Annotated in this window: 20 protein-coding genes; 6 read left to right on the top strand and 14 right to left on the bottom strand. The window is 70.5% G+C overall.

Going from position 1 to position 19,605, the window contains the following annotated elements:
- Positions 1-18: 18 nt before the first annotated feature.
- From ABT08_RS08205 to ABT08_RS08170, 8 genes are all read right to left on the bottom strand, one after another.
- Positions 19-1,359, bottom strand: coding sequence for a glycosyltransferase (locus ABT08_RS08205; protein ID WP_056206015.1), 1,341 nt, complete (start codon positions 1,357-1,359; stop codon positions 19-21).
- A gap of 3 nt (positions 1,360-1,362) precedes the next feature.
- Complete coding sequence (locus ABT08_RS08200) at positions 1,363-1,803, bottom strand: nitroreductase/quinone reductase family protein (protein ID WP_200930808.1); 441 nt, start codon at positions 1,801-1,803, stop codon at positions 1,363-1,365.
- Positions 1,804-1,870: 67 nt separating this feature from the next.
- A complete protein-coding gene (gene guaA, locus ABT08_RS08195; RefSeq protein WP_288114590.1) occupies positions 1,871-3,454 on the bottom strand; it encodes a glutamine-hydrolyzing GMP synthase in 1,584 nt (527 codons plus the stop codon).
- Positions 3,451-3,936: a DUF3817 domain-containing protein gene (locus tag ABT08_RS08190; RefSeq protein WP_045246629.1), complete on the bottom strand. Its 486-nt coding sequence runs from the start codon at positions 3,934-3,936 to the stop codon at positions 3,451-3,453. Before ABT08_RS08190 ends, guaA begins: the two co-directional genes overlap by 4 nt.
- A 23-nt stretch (positions 3,937-3,959) precedes the next feature.
- The gene (locus ABT08_RS08185) at positions 3,960-4,826 is read right to left on the bottom strand and encodes an SURF1 family protein (RefSeq protein WP_502685880.1); all 867 of its coding nucleotides are present in this window, start codon (positions 4,824-4,826) and stop codon (positions 3,960-3,962) included.
- Positions 4,826-5,941, bottom strand: coding sequence for a GuaB3 family IMP dehydrogenase-related protein (locus ABT08_RS08180; protein ID WP_056206024.1), 1,116 nt, complete (start codon positions 5,939-5,941; stop codon positions 4,826-4,828). The genes ABT08_RS08185 and ABT08_RS08180 overlap by 1 nt, the downstream gene beginning before the upstream one ends.
- Positions 5,942-5,956: 15 nt before the next feature.
- Positions 5,957-6,604 carry a LysR family transcriptional regulator substrate-binding protein gene (locus ABT08_RS08175; RefSeq protein WP_502685879.1) on the bottom strand — a complete coding sequence of 216 codons (648 nt, stop codon included), beginning with the start codon at positions 6,602-6,604 and terminating at the stop codon, positions 5,957-5,959.
- Positions 6,605-6,729: 125 nt separating this feature from the next.
- Positions 6,730-6,933, bottom strand: a complete 204-nt coding sequence (locus tag ABT08_RS08170; protein ID WP_288114613.1) for a LysR family transcriptional regulator — start codon at positions 6,931-6,933, stop codon at positions 6,730-6,732.
- Between the two features lie 92 nt (positions 6,934-7,025).
- Here ABT08_RS08170 and ABT08_RS08165 point away from each other — a divergent pair, with 92 nt between their 5' ends.
- Positions 7,026-8,258: an MFS transporter gene (locus ABT08_RS08165; protein WP_056206026.1), complete on the top strand. Its 1,233-nt coding sequence runs from the start codon at positions 7,026-7,028 to the stop codon at positions 8,256-8,258.
- Positions 8,259-8,268: 10 nt separating this feature from the next.
- On the opposite strand, the gene ABT08_RS08160 is transcribed toward ABT08_RS08165, so the two are convergent.
- A complete protein-coding gene (locus tag ABT08_RS08160) occupies positions 8,269-8,874 on the bottom strand; it encodes a TetR/AcrR family transcriptional regulator (RefSeq protein ID WP_082482951.1) in 606 nt (201 codons plus the stop codon).
- Between the two features lie 150 nt (positions 8,875-9,024).
- Between ABT08_RS08160 and ABT08_RS08155 the strand changes: the two genes are divergently transcribed.
- Positions 9,025-10,455, top strand: a complete 1,431-nt coding sequence (locus ABT08_RS08155) for an MFS transporter (protein ID WP_056518713.1) — start codon at positions 9,025-9,027, stop codon at positions 10,453-10,455.
- A 43-nt stretch (positions 10,456-10,498) separates the two neighbouring features.
- On the opposite strand, the gene guaB is transcribed toward ABT08_RS08155, so the two are convergent.
- Complete coding sequence (gene guaB / locus ABT08_RS08150) at positions 10,499-12,001, bottom strand: IMP dehydrogenase (RefSeq protein WP_137878246.1); 1,503 nt, start codon at positions 11,999-12,001, stop codon at positions 10,499-10,501.
- Between the two features lie 295 nt (positions 12,002-12,296).
- Here guaB and ABT08_RS08145 point away from each other — a divergent pair, with 295 nt between their 5' ends.
- Genes ABT08_RS08145 through ABT08_RS08130 form a run of 4 tightly spaced genes read left to right on the top strand, consistent with a single transcriptional unit; the run spans position 12,297 to position 16,414 of the window.
- Positions 12,297-13,685 (top strand): branched-chain amino acid ABC transporter permease, encoded by a 1,389-nt coding sequence (locus ABT08_RS08145; RefSeq protein WP_327037314.1) that lies wholly within the window; start codon positions 12,297-12,299, stop codon positions 13,683-13,685.
- 11 nt (positions 13,686-13,696) lie between these two features.
- Positions 13,697-14,692: a branched-chain amino acid ABC transporter permease gene (locus tag ABT08_RS08140; protein ID WP_288114588.1), complete on the top strand. Its 996-nt coding sequence runs from the start codon at positions 13,697-13,699 to the stop codon at positions 14,690-14,692.
- Positions 14,685-15,662, top strand: coding sequence for an ABC transporter ATP-binding protein (locus tag ABT08_RS08135; protein WP_045246620.1), 978 nt, complete (start codon positions 14,685-14,687; stop codon positions 15,660-15,662). The genes ABT08_RS08140 and ABT08_RS08135 overlap by 8 nt, the downstream gene beginning before the upstream one ends.
- Positions 15,659-16,414, top strand: coding sequence for an ABC transporter ATP-binding protein (locus tag ABT08_RS08130; protein ID WP_045246619.1), 756 nt, complete (start codon positions 15,659-15,661; stop codon positions 16,412-16,414). Before ABT08_RS08135 ends, ABT08_RS08130 begins: the two co-directional genes overlap by 4 nt.
- Positions 16,415-16,424: 10 nt before the next feature.
- Here ABT08_RS08130 and ABT08_RS08125 read toward each other — a convergent pair whose 3' ends face one another.
- The 4 genes from ABT08_RS08125 to ABT08_RS08110 form a co-directional block, all read right to left on the bottom strand.
- On the bottom strand, positions 16,425-17,189 hold the full coding sequence (locus tag ABT08_RS08125; protein WP_288114586.1) for a hypothetical protein: 765 nt from the start codon (positions 17,187-17,189) through the stop codon (positions 16,425-16,427).
- Positions 17,186-18,097: an ABC transporter ATP-binding protein gene (locus ABT08_RS08120; protein WP_056206030.1), complete on the bottom strand. Its 912-nt coding sequence runs from the start codon at positions 18,095-18,097 to the stop codon at positions 17,186-17,188. The genes ABT08_RS08125 and ABT08_RS08120 overlap by 4 nt, the downstream gene beginning before the upstream one ends.
- Positions 18,094-18,480, bottom strand: a complete 387-nt coding sequence (locus tag ABT08_RS08115; RefSeq protein ID WP_056206032.1) for a GntR family transcriptional regulator — start codon at positions 18,478-18,480, stop codon at positions 18,094-18,096. The genes ABT08_RS08120 and ABT08_RS08115 overlap by 4 nt, the downstream gene beginning before the upstream one ends.
- Positions 18,481-18,633: 153 nt before the next feature.
- The coding region (locus ABT08_RS08110) for an ABC transporter substrate-binding protein (RefSeq protein ID WP_288114584.1) at positions 18,634-19,605 on the bottom strand (972 nt) is incomplete at its 5' end.

The raw sequence follows: 19,605 nt of genomic DNA, 5'->3' as shown, positions 1-19,605 counted from the left end.
CGTCACGCTGCCTCGGCGTCAGCCCGCGGCACGCTCCAGCGCGTGCCGCACGACGTCCGCCCAGCGCGGCATGACCGCCTCGGGCGTGTAGTCCGCCGCGACCTCGCGCCCGCGGGCAGCCAGCGCGGCACGACGCGCGGGGTCGCGCAGCAGCGACGCGACGGCCTCACCGAGAGCCGCGGCATCCGCATCGTCGACGAGCACCCCGGCGCCCGTGCCGAGCAGCTCCCGCGGCCCGTACCGCACGTCGTAGCTGACCACCGGGCAGCCGTGTCCGAGGGCCTCGAGAGCCGCGAGCCCCTGCCCCTCGAACGCCGTTGCCTGCACGAGCAGCGCGGCCCGCTCGAGCACCGCACCGGGTTCGGTCGTCGCACCGTGGAAGACGACGGATGCCCCGTGCCCGAGCTCGTGCGCGAGCGCCTCGAGCTCGGCGCGCAGCGGGCCGTCGCCCACGACGTCGAGCACCGCGCCCGGCACCGTCTCGCGCACGATCATCCAGGCGCGCAGGATGTCGGCGACCCGCTTGCCGGGCGCCAGCCGCCCGAGCACGACGACGTGGTCGCTGGCGCGGTCGGCGTCGGAGGCATCCGCCACGGGCACGGCGTTCGGCACCACCGCGTCGCCCGGCCGCGACCCGAACCGGGCCGTCACATCGGCGAGCTGGCGGGCTGTCGGCCAGACCACGGCGGCGAAGCGCGGGGCGACGGCGAGCCAGCGCCGCCACAGCGCGTTGACCGGGGCGTCGGCGTCGTAGGGCGGCTCGAGATGGGCGGTGTGCACCGTGTGCACGAGCGCGACACCCGCCGGCAGCCGGTCGACCAGCAGCTCGCCGAGCTGCCGGGACTCGCACACCAGCACGACGGGCAGCCCGTCAGCGGCTCGCACGCCGGCGACGACATGGGCGATCCACGCCGCGTACAGCGCGCCGAACCCGTCGACGATGCCGGCGCCCGGCACCACGATGGGCGCGGTGCTCAGGTGCCAGTCCGGGTCGTGCACGACGGGCAGCTCGGCGACGACGGCGCCGTCGGGGGCCGTCACCGCCCGGTACTCGAGCACGTCGTCGCGTTCACCGGGGCGTGCCGCGGCGCGCAGCCACGCGGCATCCGCCACGACATCGTCGAACAGGTTGCGGAACAGATCCGCGGATGCCGCATCCCCCCGCGCCACGAACGTCGCCCGCTGCGCGGCGTGGTCGGCCACCGCGCCGGGATCGACGGTGAGCAGCAGCGGCGGCCGCGCACCGGCGGCCGCGAACTGCCGGGCCCGGGCGAGCGTCGCCACCGTGTACCCGCCGTCGAGCCCGGGGATCAGGCGCGACGACAGCACGAGGTAGTGCGCGTCGGGGAACTCGGCCACGGCTCAGCCCGCGGCGGTCAGCCGGAACACGGGGAACCCGGGCGCGATCTCCGCCAGTTGCGCGTCGGTGGCGTTCTTGTCGACGCCCTCGAAGAACCGGCCGACCTCCCAGCCCCACGCCCGCAGGTACTCCCGCAGGACGGGGGTCTTGTCGGCGTCGACGACCTCGCTCGCCGTGAACGGCTCGACCCGCCGGCCGTGACGCAGCTCGCCGGTGCCGGCGACCCGCAGGTTGCGCACCCACTGCGCCTCGCCGCGCGGCGCGACGAGGTAGCGCTCACCGCCGACGCGCAGCGGGTTCACGGGGGTCGTGCGCCACTCGCCCGACGAGCGCCCGCGCACCGCGAGCACGCGGGAGCCCGCGAGCGGCAGCCCGATGCGCGTGAAGAAGCCGACGGTGCGGTTGAAGACCTCGTCCGACGCGGTCGGCTTCACATAGCGCACGAGCCCACTCCCCTTCAGCCGCCGACGCGTCGGGCGGCCACACGGCGCACGCCCGCAGGCGCGCGCCTCACTCCCACTCGATGGTCCCCGGCGGCTTCGACGTCACGTCGAGCACGACGCGGTTCACGTCGCGCACCTCGTTGGTGATGCGGTTCGAGATGCGGCTGAGCACGTCGTACGGCAGACGCGTCCAGTCGGCGGTCATCGCGTCCTCGCTCGAGACGGGTCGCAGCACGATCGGGTGGCCGTAGGTGCGGCCGTCGCCCTGCACGCCCACCGAGCGCACGTCGGCGAGCAGCACCACCGGGCACTGCCAGATCTCGCCGTCGAGGCCCGCGCGCGTGAGCTCCTCGCGAGCGATCGCGTCGGCGTCCCGCAGGATCTCCAGACGCTCGCGCGTCACCGACCCGACGATGCGGATGCCGAGCCCGGGGCCCGGGAACGGTTGACGACCGACGATGACCTCGGGCAGTCCCAGCTCGCGGCCGATCGCGCGCACCTCGTCCTTGAAGAGGGTGCGCAACGGCTCGACCAGCTCGAACTCGAGGTCGTCGGGAAGCCCGCCCACGTTGTGGTGGCTCTTGATGTTCGCGGTGCCGGTGCCGCCGCCCGACTCGACCACGTCGGGGTAGAGCGTGCCCTGCACGAGGAACTTCACCGGCTCGCCCGACCACTCGGCCTCGGCGACGAGCGCCGCCGCGGCCTGCTCGAAGGTGCGGATGAACTCGCGCCCGATGATCTTCCGCTTCTGCTCGGGGTCGCTCACGCCGTCGAGCGCCGCGAGGAACGTATCGGCCGCGTCGACCGTCACGAGCCGCACGCCGGTCGCCGCGACGTAGTCGGTCTCGACCTGCTCGCGCTCGTTCTTGCGCAGGAGGCCGTGGTCGACGAACACGCACACGAGCTGCTCGCCGACGGCGCGCTGCACGAGCGCCGCCGCCACGGCCGAGTCGACACCGCCCGACAGGCCGCAGATCACGCGGGCCGAGCCCACCTGGGCGCGGATCTTCTCGACCTGCTCGGCGATGACGTTTCCGCTGTTCCAGTCGGCGGGGAGGCCCGCCGCGGTGTGCAGGAAGTTCTCGATGACCCGCTGGCCGTAGTCGGAGTGCTTGACCTCGGGATGCCACTGCACACCGTAGAAGCGGCGCTCGTCGCTGCCGAACGCGGCCACCGGCGTCGCCGACGTCGAGGCGAGCACCGTGAAGCCCTCGGGGGCGCGGGAGACCTGGTCGCCGTGACTCATCCACACGTTCTGTTCGACCGGCTGACCGGCCAGCAGCACGCCGCCGTCACCCGTGACCGCGGCATCCGTCGCGCCGTACTCGCGCAGTCCCGTGTTCGCGACCTCGCCGCCGAGCGCCTGAGCCATCACCTGGAAGCCGTAGCAGATGCCGAGCGTCGGCACCCCGAGGTCGAACACGCCCGCGTCGAGGCTCGGCGCCCCCGGCTCGTACACCGACGACGGGCCGCCCGACAGGATGATGCCGACCGGGTTCTTCGCCGCGATCTCGGCCGCCGACTCGGTGTGCGGCACGATCTCGCTGTAGACCCCGGCCTCCCGCACGCGGCGGGCGATGAGCTGGGCGTACTGGGCGCCGAAGTCGACGACCAGCACGGGGCGCTGGTCGGTGGTGGTCGAGTCGGTCACACGGTGCCTTCCGGAAGGGGCGAGGATGCGTCGGCGGCGGCCTTCTTCGCGGCGGCGGCGTCTTCGCGGGCGACGAGATAGTGCTTCACATCACGGGCGACGATGGCCTCCATGATGAACGAGAGGAACGGCACCACACCGCCCGCGGCGAGCATGAGGAAGCGCCAGAACGGCCACCGCATGAGGCTCCACACGCGGAAGCAGCTGAAGAGATAGACGACGTAGAACCAGCCATGGGCGATGAGGATGCCCAGCGACAGGTTGAGTCCGGTGCCGGTCGACTTTCCGAAGGCGTCGAGCGGCTGGAAGGAGAGGAAGCCGGCGTTGCCGCCGGCGAACAGCTCGAGGCCGAATCCGTACTTGATGATCATCTCGGTCACCAGCAGCAGCAGCATCACACCGGTGATGGCCGAGCAGACCTGGTAGAACACGAGCGAGCCGCGGATGGCCGGGAACGAGGCGAGCTTGGGTCCGGCGGGCATGAGCCCATCCTACCCGGGCGGGATCAGGCCTCCGCGGGCAGCTCGTCGTCGTCTTCGCCGCCGCCGGTGAGCTCCTCGACCTCGCGCTCCCAGGCATCCTTCGCGAGGCGGTACCAGAGGTAGAACGCGAAGCCGGCGAAGATCGCCCACTCGGCGGCGTAGAAGATGTTGAGCCAGTTCACCGAGGTGCCGCTGTCGACGGCGGGCGAGTGGATGGCATCCAGCCCCGCCGACGGCGTCTGGGCCGTGATGTAGGCGCGATACACGTTCAGGCCCGCGATGTCGTGCCAGCGCCCGAGCAGGGCCGCCGGCGACATACGGCTCAGCTCGAACGGGTCGCTCTTGGTCGCCGAGACGACCGGTCCCTCGTCCGCGATCACGCGCCCGGTGACATCGACGCGCGCCGTCGGATCGGCGGTCGCCTGGGCGTTGAGAGCGGATGCCGCGGCATCCGCCTGATCCTTCGACGTCGTGAAGCCGAGTGCCACCGCGACCGACGTGGGCTGGGCGACGTCGGCGATGCGGAGCTGCCCGGAGACCCAGTAGCCCTCGGTCTGGTCGTTCAGCCGTGAGGTGATGACGATGAAGTCACCCGGCACGTACGAGCCCGATACCTCGACGCGCTGACCCGCGAGCGGGTCGGGCAGGGCGACGCCCGGCTTCGTCACATCGGCGAGGGGCTGCACCTGCTCGCTCGCGCCCGGTGCGACGGGGCTGGTCGACAGGGCCCGTCCGAGCTGCCACTGCCCGAGCCACGCGAACACGCCCGCCACGACGAGGCACAGCAGGAGCATCGCGATCCACCGCGGGCGCAGCATGACCTCCCGCAGCGTCGGCGGGAAGACCTGCGGCGCATCGGCCTCGGCGGACGGGGTGACGGGTGCGCTCATCAGCTGCCGTACGGCGCGACCACGACCTCGACGCGCTGGAACTCCTTGAGGTCGGAGTAGCCGGTGGTCGCCATGGACTTCCGGAGCGCTCCGATGAGGTTCGTGGTGCCGTCGGCGACCGAGGCCGGGCCGTAGAGGATCTCCTCGAGGGTGCCGACCTGCGCGACCTTCACGCGGTGGCCGCGCGGGAGCTTCGGGTGGTGCGCCTCGGGTCCCCAGTGGAAGCCGAGCCCCGGGGCATCCGTCGCGCGCGCCAGCGCGACCCCGAGCATGACCGCGTCGGCACCCATCGCGAGCGCCTTGACGATGTCGCCCGAGGTGCCGACACCGCCGTCGGCGATGACGTGCACGTAGCGGCCGCCCGACTCGTCGAGGTAGTCGCGACGGGCGGCGGCCACGTCGGAGACCGCGGTCGCCATGGGCGCGTGGATTCCCAGGGTCGCCCGGGTGGTGGATGCCGCGCCGCCGCCGAAGCCGACGAGCACGCCGGCCGCGCCCGTGCGCATGAGGTGCAGGGCCGCTGTGTAGGTCGCGGCGCCGCCGACGATGACGGGCACGTCGAGGTCGTAGATGAACTTCTTGAGGTTCAGCGGCTCGGCGACGCTCGAGACGTGCTCGGCCGAGACCGTCGTGCCGCGGATGACGAAGAGGTCGACACCGGCCGCGACCACGGTCTCGTAGAGGTCCTGCGTGCGCTGCGGGGTGAGGGCTCCGGCGACCGTGACGCCGGCCGCCCGAATCTCGGCCAGGCGCGCGCTCACGAGCTCGGGCTTGATGGGCTCGGAGTAGAGCTCCTGCATGCGGCGGGTGGCGTCGCACTCGTCGAGCGCCGCGATCTCGGCCAGCAGCGGCTCCGGGTCGTCGTAGCGCGTCCACAGACCTTCGAGGTCGAGCACGCCCAGCCCGCCGAGCTGTCCGAGCATGATCGCCGTGCGGGGGCTGACCACCGAGTCCATCGGGGCGCCGAGCACCGGCACCGTGAAGGGGAAGGCGTCGATCGTCCAGGCGGTCGAGACATCCTCAGGGTTGCGGGTGCGCCGCGACGGCACCACCGCAATGTCGTCGAAGGTGTAGGCGCGACGCGCACGCTTGGAGCGACCCAGCTCGATGTCCATGCTCACCCCCACAGCCTACCGGCGACGCCCGCGAGCGCCGATGCCGGTGCGCGCGCTGTCGCCGGGCAGAACGGATGCCGCGGCCACCTCGGCCGCGACGGCATCGACGAAGACGCGGGCCGCACGGCTCGCACCGGGGCGCACCGCGATCAGCAGGCGCCACTCGATGCGCTCGTCGAGCGGGCGCAGGGCGAACCCCGCGCCGCGCGGCGCGTCGGGGACGAGGTAGCGCGGCATGGCGGCGACGCCGAGCCCGGCCGCCACGAACTCGGGGATCTGCGCGACGTCTCCCACCTCGACGATCGTGCGACGCGCGAGACCGCGGGCGGCGAGCGCGGCGTCGAAGACCGACCGCTGGCCGAACCCTGCGGGCGAGTCGACGAAGTCCTCCTCGGCGAGGCGCGCGAGCGGCACAGTGCGGGACGCGGCGAGGGGGTGGTCGGCGGGCAGCACGGCGACGAACTCGGACGCGATGAGGCAGGCCCGGTCGGCCACAGCCTCGGTCGGCTCGGCGCCGAGGAAGGCGACGTCGATGCGCCCTGCGGCGAGGTCGGCTCCGAGACCGGCGGAACCGGTCGCCGACGGCGAGAGGTGCAGCTGCACGCCGGGGTGTCGGGCGCGGAACGTGCCGAGCACGCGGGGCAGCGCCCCGCGCACGAGCACGTTGGTGAGGATGCCGATGCGGAGCGTCCCGCGCAGCTCGCCGTCGTCGGCGACCTCATCGCGCAGCAGCGCCCACTCGTCGAGCAGGCGGCGGGCGCGCGGCAGGGCGACCTCGCCCGCCGGGGTCAGCGCGACCCGATGGGTGTCCCGCTCGAACAGGCCAGTTGCAGGCCCTTGACTACCTTGCGGCAGATCTTCGAAATATCGCGTTCGAGGGCGCGCACCCCCGCCGACACCGTCGACTGCGCGGCGAACAGACGTGCCGCCGCCCGACCGAACCCGCCCTCGTCGACGACGGTGACGAAGTACTCGAGCTGACGCAGGTCCATGGCGGGAGCCTAGCGCCGTCATCGTTCAGAACGATCGCCCTCATCGGGAACGTTCGTTTCCATCGATGTCCGATCGCGGTCACACTGGAGTCATGACCACGACCGCCGACATCCCCGTCATCCGCCTGCGCACGCCCGGCGTCTCGCACCGCACCGGGTTCTGGGTCGTGGCGCTCGGGTTCCTCGCGACGATGGCCTTCACGACCATCCCCACCCCGATCTACGCGTTCTACGCACGCGCCGACGGCTTCCCGACCTGGGTCGTGACCGTCATCTTCGCCGCCTACGCCGTGGGCGTCCTCGCCGCCCTCTTCCTCGTCGGGCACATCTCCGACTGGGTGGGACGGCGCCGGATGCTGCTCCTCGGCGTCGCGCTGCAGCTCGTCGCCGCGGGACTCTTCCTCGTCTTCCCGCACGTGGCGGGCCTGATCATCGCCCGCGTGGTGTCGGGCTTCGGGATCGGCGCGATCACCGCGACGGCCTCGGCCCACCTCGTCGAGCTCGACGCGGCCGCCCGGCCCGGCGCCGGCCCCGTGCGGGCCACGACCGTCGCCACGGTGCTCAACACCGGCGGCCTGGCGCTCGGCCCGCTCATCTCAGGTGCCCTGGTCACCTGGCTTCCGGGCCCGACCGTGACGCCCTACCTGCTCTTCGCCGGCCTCCTCGCGCTCGCCGTGCTCGGCATCGCGCTCGTGCCCGAGACCGTGGTGCGCCAGAGGGAGCGTCCCGCGTACCGCCCGCAGCGGGTCGCCGTGCCGCCGGAGGGACGCCGCGACTACACGGCCGCCGCCATCGCGGGCTTCGCCGGCTTCTCGGTGTTCGGGCTGTTCACCTCGCTCGCCCCCGTCGTGATGACCCAGGTCATGCACGAGCCCGCGCCGCTCGCGGGGGGAGCCGTGACCTTCGCGGTGCTCGCGGCATCCGCTCTCGCCCAGCTGGTGTTCGGACGCCTGTGCGCGCTGCGTCAGCTGGTGCTCGCCCTCGTGCTCGTCGTCGCCGGCCTCGCCGCCCTCGCGGTCGGCGTGCTCACTGCGACACTCGCGGTCTTCGCGGTCGGCGGCGTCGCCGCGGGCGCGGGCGTCGGACTCGTGTTCCGCGCCTCGATGATGACGGCGGGGCGCCTCGCCGCCCCGGAGCGCCGCGGGGAGGCGCTCGCAGGCATGTTCCTGGCGTCGTACCTCGGACTCGCGGTGCCCGTGCTCGCGATCGGCGCCGCGCTCGTCTTCGCCCCGATGACCGCGGTGCTCGTGGTGTTCGCCGCGGCCGTCGCGGTGCTCGTCGTGGTCGCCGCGCTGCCGCTCGTGCGGCGCGCGGCTCAGGCCTGAGCGGCGCCGGTCACCAGGCGTCGTCGACGCGCGGCGCGAGTCCGAGCACCCGGGCCTTGTCGGCCGGGAAGCACGCGTCGAACAGCTCGGTCACCCGCGAGTCCACGTCGTAGTCGTCGGCGAGGCGCATGCCGATCATCGTGTTGATGAGCATGCCGTGCGCGAGGAATCCCTGCGCCTGCTCGGCGGTGAACCCGAGGGAGCGCAGGTACTCCCACACCTGGGCGAAGCCGTCGCGGGCGACCGGACCGATGACCGGATGGGCACCCAGGAGGAAGGCGTGTGTCAGGGTCTGGTGCAGACCTCGCGTCTCGAGCAGGTCGATGTAGGCGCGGCCGAGCCGGTGCTCGAGCGTGTCGTCGGTCGCCTCGGCCGCCGCCCGGAACCCCGCCAGGAGCTGGTCGAGCGCCGCCGTACAGGCGGCGACGAACAGATTCTCCTTGCTGCCGAACAGGCGCACGACATAGGGCTGAGAGACGGATGCCGCGCGCGCGACGTCGTCGGTCGTGGCACCGACGTACCCCTTGGCGCCGAACACGGCGAGCGCCGCGACGACGATCTGCGAGCGCCGCTCCTCAGAGCTCAGGCGCCGTTCGGGCTCGTCTGTGGGGGTCACGCTTGACAGGTTATCAGTCGATTACTACAGTCGGCCATGTCAAAGTAATCATTCGATTACAAACACGCGTTGCCTTGCCGGGTCGCGCGTCGATACAGACACCCTCGCTCCGCATCCCGCCACTCCTCCTCCGACCAGAAAGGCCGCACCATGAGCCTCGCCACCGCCGCGCGCCGCCGCCCCGCCGCACTCGTCATCGCCGCGGCATCCCTGCCCATGTTCATGGCGACCCTCGACAACCTCGTCATGACCAACGCCCTGCCGGTGCTGCACAAGGACCTCGGCGCCAGCGTCGAGCAGCTGCAGTGGTTCGTGAACGCGTACACCCTCGCATTCGCCTCGACGATCCTGCTGGCCTCCGCGCTCGGCGACCGCTACGGCCGTCGCACCGTCTTCACGATCGGCATCGCGGTGTTCGGCATCGGCTCGATCTTCGCCGCCCTCTCGCAGGACCCCGGTCAGCTCATCGCCGCGCGAGCCCTGCAGGGATTCGGCGGCGCGGGCGTCATGCCGCTCTCGCTCGCCCTCATCACCGGCGGCGTCGCCGATCGGCTGCGCCCGCTCGCGATCGGCATCTGGGGCGGGATCGCCGGCCTCGGCGTCGCGGTCGGCCCGCTCGTCGGCGGGGCGGTCATCGAGGGCTGGAACTGGCAGACGATCTTCTGGATCAACATCCCCGTCGCCGTCATCGCCCTGCCGCTCGCGATCTGGGCGCTGCCGAACCAGCGCGGCGCCCGCGCCCGCATCGACGTCGTGGGCACCGTGCTCGCCGGCGCCGGGGTTCTCGCCCTCGTGCACGCCATCGTGCGTGGCAACGACGACGGCTGGTCGACGTTCTCCGTCATCGGCGAGATCGTGCTCGGCTCGCTGCTGGTGATCGCGTTCCTGGTGTGGCAGTGGCGCTCGCGCAGCCCGCTCGTGCCGCTGCGACTGTTCCGCGACCGCTCGTTCTCACTCACCAACGCGGTCGGCTTCGCGTTCAGCTTCGGCACGTTCGGGTCGATCTTCATCCTCATCCAGTACATGCAGGTCGTGCGCGGCTCGACCCCGCTGGAGGCGGCGGTGCAGACCACGCCGTGGACGCTCGCCCCGATGGTCGTCGCACCCCTGGCCGGGCTCATCGCCCCGCGGGTCGGCACCCGCATCCTGCTCGTCACCGGACTCGCAGCGCAAGGCATCGCCCTCGGCTGGCTCGCGCTGATGATCTCCACCACGACGCCCTACATCGACATGGTCGCGCCGTTCGTGCTCGCCGGCGTCGGCATGGGGCTCGTGTTCGCGCCGTCGGCGACAGCTCTGCTGTCGACACTCGGCATCGCCGACCACGCCAAGGCGTCGGGCGTCAACTCCACAGTGCGCGAGATCGGCGTCGCCCTCGGCACCGCCGTCATGACGGCGATCTTCGTCGGCGCCGGAGGTCAGCTGCGCCCGGACATGTATGTGGATGCCGCGCGCCCCGCTGTCCTCACCGGGGCGGCCGTGCTGCTGGTCACCGCCGTGCTCGCCCTGTTCCTGCCCGCCGGCCGCGGCACGCCGGCGACGGCCGCGGACAGCGAACGGGAACTCGCGCACGCGGCGTGAACCGCGGCATCCAGCCCCTCATCGAGGCGCCGGACGACAGGGATCACTTCTTGTAGTTCGGCGCCTCGACGACGATCTGCACGTCGTGCGGGTGCGATTCCTTCAGGCCCGCCGCCGTGATGCGCACGAAGCGCCCCTTGGTCTTGAGCTCCTCGATCGTGCGCGCCCCGACGTAGAACATCGACTGACGCAGACCACCGACGAGTTGATAGGCGACGGCGGCGACCGGGCCGCGGTAGGCGACCTGGCCCTCGATGCCCTCGGGGATCAGTTTGTCGTCGCTGGGCACGTCGGCCTGGAAGTAGCGGTCCTTCGAGTACGACGTCTTCTTGCCGCGGGTCTGCAGCGCGCCGAGCGAGCCCATGCCGCGGTACTGCTTGAACTGCTTGCCGCCCTGGAAGACGATCTCGCCCGGCGACTCGTCGGTGCCGGCGAACAGCGACCCGATCATGACGGTGTCGGCGCCCGCGACGAGCGCCTTGGCGATGTCGCCCGAGTACTGCAGACCGCCGTCGGCGATCACCGGCACGCCCGCTTCGCGGGCGGCGAGGGACGCCTCGTAGACGGCCGTCACCTGCGGCACGCCCACACCCGCCACGACGCGGGTGGTGCAGATCGAGCCCGGCCCGACGCCGACCTTCACGGCGTCGACACCCGCGTCGATGAGCGCCTGAGCGCCCTCGCGGGTCGCGACGTTGCCGCCGATCACGTCGATGTGCGCGAACGTCGGGTCGGCCTTGATGCGCCGCACGATGTCGATGACGCCCGCCGACTGGCCGTTGGCCGTGTCGACCACGAGCACGTCGACGCCCGCGTCGCGCAGGGCCTCGGCGCGCTCCCACGCGTCGCCGAAGAAACCGATCGCGGCGCCCACGCGGAGGCGACCCTGCTCGTCCTTGGTGGCGAGCGGGTACTTCTCGCTCTTGTCGAAGTCCTTGATGGTGATCAGACCCGCAAGACGTCCGTCGGCGTCGATGAGGGGCAGCTTTTCGACGCGGTGCTTGGCGAAGGCGGCGATCACGTCGCCCGCACTCACGCCCACCGGGGCCGTGATGAGGCCCTCGCTGGTCATCACGTCGCGCACGAGGGTCGAACGGCGCTCGAAGCCCGACACGAACCGCATGTCGCGGTTGGTGACGATGCCCACGAGGCGACGGTCGTCGTCCACGACCGGAAGACCCGAGATGCGGTAGGTCGCGCAGAGCGCGTCGACCTCCTCGATCGTGGCGTCGGGAGTGGTGGTCACCGGGTCGCTGATCATGCCCGACTCGCTGCGCTTGACCCGGTCGACCATGGCCGCCTGGTCCTCGATCGAGATGTTGCGATGCAGGATGCCGAGACCCCCCTCGCGGGCGACCGCGATCGCCATGCGGGCTTCGGTGACGGTGTCCATCGCGCTCGAGATGAGCGGGGTGGCGACCGTGATGCGGCGCGTGACCCGCGAGGACGTGTCGGCCTCGCTCGGGATGACGTCGGTGTGCCCGGGCAGCAGCAGGACGTCGTCGTAGGTGAGTCCGACGAAACCGAAGGGGTCGTGCTGCTCCATGCGTGCTCCCATGCGGCGCCCGGTCGGGGCGCGATCGTTGCGGCGAGGGCGGAGGGTCATCCCGCCTGATGATTCTAAGCGGCGCGGAACGGGCTGTATTCCGCTCGCGCGCGTGTACGCGCCCGCTCGCGCGCGCGAGCGGCGACGGCACTCGGGTGTCGCGAGTCGCGCGATCGGCCAACGCGAGTCATACTGGGCGGCACGCGACGACGAGGCCGCGTGGACGGAGATATCGGTTCGGTGACGATGCCGTGCCGAAACACCCCTGACATATGCGACTCCTAGTCTCTCGGACGTGCATCCGCGCCACCCGGCGCGCCTGCCCAGCTACGACCCGTGGAGGACGATGACCGTGCAGTTCGCGCACAGGTTGCTCTCATCGCGACGACGACTCGCCGGCATCGGCGCGCTCGTGCTCGCGCTCGGGGTGCTTCTCACCCTGCTGATGCCCGCCCCGGCCGCCCACGCTGCGACCACCTGCTCCGCCGATGCGACGACAGCCTGCATCCAGGGCACGATCCGCACCAGCGACGGCAAGCCCGCGAGCGGTGTGAAGCTGTCGATCGCCGGGCCCGCGGCATCCACCCCCGACACGACCACGGATGACTCGGGCCGCTGGGTGTTCGAGGTGACCGCCGCCGGTTCCTACACGGTGACCCTCGACAAGACCTCGCTGCCCGACGGCCAGTACGTCTCCGGCGCCGACACCCGCACGGTGCAGGTGTCGCTGCACTCGGACTTCTCGGCGATCTTCTCGCTGAGCGATTCTGCGGACGGCGCGACCACGACCGACACCGGGTTCGACTGGCAGCGGTTCTGGCAGCAGTTCGTGCAGGGCGTGCGCCTGGGCCTCCTCCTCGCCCTCGCCTCCCTCGGCCTGTCACTCATCTTCGGCACGACCGGCCTCAGCAACTTCGCCCAGGGCGAGATGGTGAGCCTCGGTGGCGTGCTGGCCTGGTTCTTCATGTCGATCCTCGGCAACAACCTGTGGCTCGCGGGGCTCGCGGCCGTCGTGGTGATGGCCCTGTTCGGCTGGGCGCAGGACGTCGTGCTGTGGAAGCCGCTGCGACGCAAGCGGCTCAGCCTCACACAGCTCATGATCGTGTCGATCGGTCTGTCGATCGCCCTGCAGTACGTGCTGCAGCTGTGGATCGGCGCCGGCACCGTGCGCATCGACCTCGCCACGCCGGCGACCGTCACGATCTGGGGCATCACCCTCACGATCCAGTCCTACGTGTCGATGGGCATCGCGATCGTCGCGATCGCCGCGGTCGGGCTCGGCCTCATGTACACCCGCTTCGGCCGCGCGACCCGCGCGGTGTCCGACAACCCGGCGCTGGCGTCGGCGTCGGGCATCGACGTCGACCGCGTCATCCGGGGCGTGTGGATCATGGGATCCGGACTCGCGGGTCTCGCGGGCGTGCTGCTCGGCCTCGTGCTCAACGGCGTGAACTGGCAGACCGGCGGCCAGCTGCTGCTCCTCCTGTTCGCCGCTGTCACCCTCGGCGGACTCGGCACCGCGTTCGGCGCCTTCGCGGGTGCCATGGTCATCGGCCTCATCGTCGAGCTGACCAACATCTGGCTGCCCGGCGACCTGAAGTACGCGACCGCCCTGGCGCTGCTCATCATCATCCTGCTGTTCCGGCCGCAGGGCATCTTCGGCCGCCGCGAGCGGATCGGCTAAGGAGGGTTCTGATGGACTTCTGGGTTTCCCTGCTGCAGCAGCTCACCGAGAACGCGATCGCGCCGGTCACCGCGGCGTACGTCATCGCGGCGATCGGTCTCAACATCCACTTCGGCTTCACCGGTCTCATGAACATGGGCCAGGCGGGCTTCATGCTCCTCGGCGCCTACGGGTTCGCGCTGACGATCATCTACGGCGGCGGGTTCTGGCTCGCCGTGCTCGTCTCGATCCTCGCGTGCGTCGCGTTCGCGGCGATCCTCGGCATCCCGACGCTGAGACTGCGCGGCGACTACCTCGCCATCGTCACGATCTGCGCGGCCGAGATCGTGCGCATGGTGGGCCGCCTCGCTGCGCTCGCGCCCATCACGGGCGGCTCGACGGGCCTCGTCGGACCCACCTACCGCGGGCCGTTCACCGACCTGTCTCCGCTGGGCACCGGGTCGACCACCATCCTGTGGTTCACCTACCCGAACACCGACCCGGGGTCGGGCAACGACTGGTGGACGCGCATCGTCTCCTGGGGCCTCGTTGTCGTGCTGCTCGCGCTGACCTGGCTCGCGATGCGCAGCCCGTGGGGTCGCGTGCTCAAGGGCATCCGCGAGGACGAGGACGCCGTGCGCAGCCTCGGCAAGAGCTCCTACGCCTACAAGATGCAGGCGCTCATCATCGGCGGTGTGCTCGGCGGGCTCGGCGGCATCCTGACCGTGCTCCCCGCCTCCGTGCAGCCCGACGGCTTCAGCCGCACCCTCACATTCAACCTGTGGACGATCATGCTGCTCGGCGGCGCCGCGACGATCTTCGGTCCGCTGCTCGGCGCGATCATCTTCTTCGTCGTGCGCATCGCGATCGTGCAGATCATGGGCGAGTTCATCCCGACCTCCATCCTCAACACGCAGCAGACGCAGGCGCTGTCGTGGGTGTTCATCGGCGTCGCGCTCATGCTCATCGTGATCTTCAGACCACAGGGCATCCTCGGAAAGAAGAAGGAGTTGAGCTTCAATGCCTGACCTCGGCCCCGTCACCACCGCGATCCGCACGCAGCTCGGCGGCGTCGAGGAGACCCCCGGCGCCACGAAGCCCGACCCGATCCTCGTCGTCGACAACATCGTGCGCCGATTCGGCGGCATGACCGCCGTCAACGTCGACCACCTCGAGGTGCAGCGCGGCGCCATCACGGCCCTCATCGGTCCGAACGGCGCGGGCAAGACGACGTTCTTCAACCTGATCACCGGGTTCGACCGCCCCTCCAGCGCCAAGCGGCTCATCGGAGGCCCGTCCTCGGATGCCGCGGCCCGCTGGTCGTTCGACGGCCGCACCCTCGGCAACACCGCGGCATCCAAGGTCGCCCGTGCCGGCATGGTGCGCACCTTCCAGCTCACCAAGGCGCTCTCGCGCATGACGGTGCTGGAGAACATGCTGATCGGCGCGAAGGGCAACCCCGGCGAGAACCTCGCCGTCGGGCTCATCCCGGCGCTGTGGTCGAAGGCCGAGAAGGCGAACATCGCCAAGGCCGACGAGCTGCTCTCCCGCTTCAAGCTCGACGCGAAGCGCGACGACATGGCCGGCAGCCTCTCGGGCGGGCAGAAGAAGCTGCTCGAGATGGCGCGGGCGCTGATGAGCGACCCGCAGATGATCATGCTCGACGAGCCGATGGCGGGCGTGAATCCCGCACTCACCCAGAGTCTGCTCGAGCACATCCAGGCGCTGCGTGAGGACGGCACAACGGTGCTGTTCGTCGAGCACGACATGCACATGGTGCGCCACATCTCCGACTGGGTCGTCGTCATGGCCCAGGGCGAGGTCGTCGCCGAGGGCGCGCCCGACAAGGTCATGAAGAACCCCGCCGTGATCGACGCCTACCTCGGCGCCCACCACGACACGGACCTGGGCGACGACGACGCGCTCACGACCGGACTCATCGAACAGATCGAGCAGGCCGCCGAAGCCGAGGCCGAGGCCGAGGAGGAGTCGCGATGAGCGAGACCACCGCCACCCCCGTCGTCAAGGCGGACAACCTCATCGCCGGCTACCTGCCGGGGGTGAACATCCTCAACGGATGCACCCTCGAGGCCTACCAGGGCGAGCTGATCGGCATCATCGGCCCGAACGGCGCCGGCAAGTCGACCCTGCTGAAGGCGCTGTTCGGACTTGTGAACGTGCGCAGCGGCTCGGTGACCCTCGAGGGTCGCGACATTACCAACAACAAGGCCAATCAGCTCGTGCAGGCCGGCATCGGGTTCGTGCCGCAGACGAACAACGTGTTCCCCTCGCTCACGATCGAGGAGAACATGCAGATGGGCATGTTCCTGCGCCCGAAGCAGTTCGCGAAGCGCGTGGCCGAGATCTGGGAGCTCTTCCCGGTGCTCGGCGAGCGCCGCAAGCAGCGCGCCGGGTCGCTCTCGGGCGGTGAGCGCCAGTCGGTCGCCATGGCCCGGGCGCTCATGATGAACCCGAAGGTGCTTCTGCTCGACGAGCCGAGCGCCGGGCTGTCGCCGGTGCGTCAGGACGAGACGTTCATCCGCACCCGCGAGATCAACAAGACGGGCGTCACGATCATCATGGTCGAGCAGAACGCCCGCCGCTGCCTGCAGATCTGCGACCGCGGCTACGTGCTCGATCAGGGCCGCAACGCCTATGAGGGGACGGGTCGTGAGCTCGCGAAGGACCCGAAGGTGATCGAGCTGTACCTCGGCACCCTCGCCACCGATGTCGAGGCCGCCGGCAAGTAGGCGAGTCGACTCAGCGCGGGGTCGCGCGGCGGATCACCAGATAGCCGCCGAACGCGCAGGCGAGGGCAAGACCCAGCAGAAGCGTGAACTGCCCGACGATCCCGATCGCGGCGAGCCAGCCGAACAGCTCGGCCCAGCCCTGCACGAGGGTGACGACCGTTCCGGCCACGACCAGCGCCGCCGTCGCGCCGAACGCGAGCACCACCATCCCCGGGATGCGCCAGCGCATGTAGACGGTCGTCGCGCCGGCGCCGATCGACAGGACGAGGAGCTGGAGCGCGAAGGTCGTGTAGAAGTCGGTCAGCCAGCCGTTCTGCCCGTACCAGAGCGCGTCGAACATGTGGACGCCGAGCCACCAGCCGCCCGTCGCCTTCTCGACCTGTACGAGTGCGGCCGTGAGCGCCGCCATCTCCGCGGACACGAGCACGAACATGACGAGGGTGCCCATCCAGTAGTCCCGCCGGGTCGAGCCGATGCCGAGTGCGAAGGAGAACGTGAGCCCGACGGCCTGCACCCCGACCACCACCAGGTACCACTGGGGCGACAGCACGGCCCAGCTGTAGCGCATCCCCTCGATGTCGATCCCACCGGCCACGCTCCGGATGATCAGGCCGACGACCATCGAGACCACCCAGGCGCTGCCCGCGATGACCCATGGCATGCCGAAGAACACGGCGGGGTTCACGGCGTGCAGACGTACGGTGCGCCAGATCGGATTGCGCCGCATGCGACCGGCGCGAGGCAGCGCCGATCCGACGACGGTGAGCGCGTTCATGCGGCTTCCCTCCGGTTCGGGGCGTCGGGGCTCGCGAGATCGTCTCCGGTGAGGTGCACGACGAGCTGCTGGAGCGACACCGGGGCGAGCTCGAGGCCGGAGTGCGCGGCACGGGCTCGCGCGGCCGCGTCGAGGCGGCCGTCGATCGTGACCGACGCGAGCCCGCCGAGACGCTCCCGTCCGATGATCGTGTAGTCGGCGGCGAACGCGTCGACCGCGGCAGCCGGCCCCGCCACCGCCGTTGCGGAGCCGCGCAGCTCATCCGCGTCCTGGTCGAGCAGGATGCGCCCGCGATCGATGAGGACGACGTGTTCGAGCATGCCGGCGACCTCGTCGATCAGATGGGTGGAGAGCACGACGGTTCGCGGGTGCTCGGCGTAGTCCGTCAGCAGCCGGTCGTAGAAGATCTGTCGCGCCACGGCGTCGAGACCCAGATACGGCTCGTCGAAGAACGTCAGGTCGGCACGGGAGGCCAGCCCGACGACGACGCCGACGGCGGACAGCTGCCCCCGCGACAGCTTCTTGATGGGCCGGCGGAGGGGAAGCGCGAAATCGGCGATGAGGCGGCTCGCGAAGTCCGCGTCCCAGTTCTCGAAGTACCAGGGAGCGACAGAGAAGACATGCGCCGGCGTGAAGCCCTCGGGGTACCGCTGCGATTCGGCGATGAAGCACAGGCGACGCAGGACGTCGCCGCGTTCGACCGGCGAGCGGCCGAAGACCTCGACCGAGCCGCCGTCGGCGAAGATCTGCCCCGTGAGCAGTTGCATGAGCGTCGTCTTGCCGGCGCCGTTGCGGCCGAGGAGGCCGTAGATGCGATTCTCGGCGAACTCGACGTCGACGCCGTCGATCGCCGCGAGCTTTCCGTAGCGCTTCACCAGCCCGCGGGTGCGGGCGACTGCGGCGGTCATGAGGCGATCCTTACGTCGGTGTTCGCGGCGGCGGCGCACTCGGCGCGCACCAGGTCGATGAGCTGGTCGGCCTCAATGCCGAGTGTCGAGGCCTCGACGATCAGGGGACGCACGAATTCGTCGGCGAACGATCTCCGCCGACGGCCCGCGACCCGTTCGCGGGCTCCACTCGTCACGAACATCCCGATCCCGCGACGCTTCTCCACGATCCCGGCGTCGACGAGCATGTTCACTCCTTTGAGCGCGGTGGCCGGGTTGATGCGAAGGAACCCGGCGAGCTCGTTCGTCGACGGGATCTGTGCGTCCTCCGCGAGCAGGCCGGCGAGGATCTGGTTCTCTATCTGCTCGGCGACCTGCACGAAGATCGGGCGCGTCTCATCCATCCGGTAACGGCCCTCCCGACGTGCTCACATGGTTCATTACTTGAGTAACTAACCAATCATGCAGAGCTCCGCGTGTCAAGCGTGGCGCGGCGACGGCGGGCACGCGAAAGGGGCGGGTGCTCGCGCACCCGCCCCTTCGCTGTGATCAGGAGATCAGTTGGTCGAACCCTGGATCGACTTCTGGAACACCGGGACGTTGGTCGCGTCGAACTTGTAGATGCCGATGAAGGCGCTCGACGGGTCGTTCTCGGAGTTGAACGGGCCGATGCCCGCCTTGCCCGTGTACTGGATGTCCTTGCCGGAGTTCAGCAGGGCGAGGCACGAGGCGTAGTCGGCGCACTTCTCGCCACCGTTGACACCCGAGACCGCGGCGAGGTTCGCCTGGATCGTGGGGCCGTCGGTGCCCTTGCCCTTGTCGGCAGCGAGCGCGGCGAGCACGATCGCGTCGTAGGACTCGGGAGCGTAGGAGAAGTCCTTCAGGTCGGCGTTCGCCGAGGTCTTGTAGAAGTCCACGAGACGCTGCTTGAAGGTGGCGTCGGGCTGAGCACCGGGGATCGTGCCCTGCGCACCCGTCAGGGTGTCGGCCGCGAAGGTGGTGCTGTAGTCAGCCGTGTTGCCGTCGACCATGTAGACCTTCGACATGTCCCAGCCCTGAGCCTTGAGCTCGGGGACGATCGACTTGGTCTCATCGAAGGCGAGGATGGCGATCGCGTCGGGCTTGGCGGCCAGAACCGCCGAGACCTCCGACGAGAAGGTCGTCTGACCGGGAGCGAACTCCTGACCCTTGCCCTTGGCGCCGTAGACGATCGAGCCGCCCGCCTTGGTGACGGTGTCCTCCACGACGTCACGCAGGCCGGTGCCGTACGCGTCGTTGAACACGAGGAAGCCGAGCTTCTGCACGCCGTCGCCGACGATCAGGTTGCCCAGCGCCGAGCCCTGCACGGTGTCCGGCGGAGCGGTGCGGAAGTAGTAGCTCGAGTAGCCGGACAGCGCCGTCGCGGTGTTCGCGGGCGAGAGCTGCACCTTGCACTTGGAGGTGATGGTGTCGACGAAGTTCAGCGTGACGCTGGACGACTCGGCACCGAGCACGACCTGCGCGTCGGAGCTGGCGATCTGGGCGGCCGA

Origin of the sequence: Microbacterium sp. SCN 71-21 (genome assembly GCF_001725695.1) — a bacterium.
Classification (GTDB): Bacteria; Actinomycetota; Actinomycetes; order Actinomycetales; family Microbacteriaceae; genus Microbacterium; species Microbacterium ginsengisoli.
This window is presented reverse-complemented; position numbering and strand designations above follow the sequence as displayed.

Bases quoted from the DNA above. Each gene is read 5' to 3' on its own strand.
- ABT08_RS08190 (WP_045246629.1), bottom strand. From the start codon at position 3,936: ATGCCCGCCGGACCCAAGCTCGCCTCGTTCCCGGCCATCCGCGGCTCG.
- ABT08_RS08185 (WP_502685880.1), bottom strand. From the start codon at position 4,826: ATGAGCGCACCCGTCACCCCGTCCGCCGAGGCCGATGCGCCGCAGGTC.
- ABT08_RS08180 (WP_056206024.1), bottom strand. From the start codon at position 5,941: ATGGACATCGAGCTGGGTCGCTCCAAGCGTGCGCGTCGCGCCTACACC.
- ABT08_RS08170 (WP_288114613.1), bottom strand. From the start codon at position 6,933: ATGGACCTGCGTCAGCTCGAGTACTTCGTCACCGTCGTCGACGAGGGC.
- ABT08_RS08165 (WP_056206026.1), top strand. From the start codon at position 7,026: ATGACCACGACCGCCGACATCCCCGTCATCCGCCTGCGCACGCCCGGC.
- ABT08_RS08155 (WP_056518713.1), top strand. From the start codon at position 9,025: ATGAGCCTCGCCACCGCCGCGCGCCGCCGCCCCGCCGCACTCGTCATC.
- guaB (WP_137878246.1), bottom strand. From the start codon at position 12,001: ATGGAGCAGCACGACCCCTTCGGTTTCGTCGGACTCACCTACGACGAC.
- ABT08_RS08140 (WP_288114588.1), top strand. From the start codon at position 13,697: ATGGACTTCTGGGTTTCCCTGCTGCAGCAGCTCACCGAGAACGCGATC.
- ABT08_RS08135 (WP_045246620.1), top strand. From the start codon at position 14,685: ATGCCTGACCTCGGCCCCGTCACCACCGCGATCCGCACGCAGCTCGGC.
- ABT08_RS08130 (WP_045246619.1), top strand. From the start codon at position 15,659: ATGAGCGAGACCACCGCCACCCCCGTCGTCAAGGCGGACAACCTCATC.
- ABT08_RS08125 (WP_288114586.1), bottom strand. From the start codon at position 17,189: ATGAACGCGCTCACCGTCGTCGGATCGGCGCTGCCTCGCGCCGGTCGC.
- ABT08_RS08120 (WP_056206030.1), bottom strand. From the start codon at position 18,097: ATGACCGCCGCAGTCGCCCGCACCCGCGGGCTGGTGAAGCGCTACGGA.
- ABT08_RS08115 (WP_056206032.1), bottom strand. From the start codon at position 18,480: ATGGATGAGACGCGCCCGATCTTCGTGCAGGTCGCCGAGCAGATAGAG.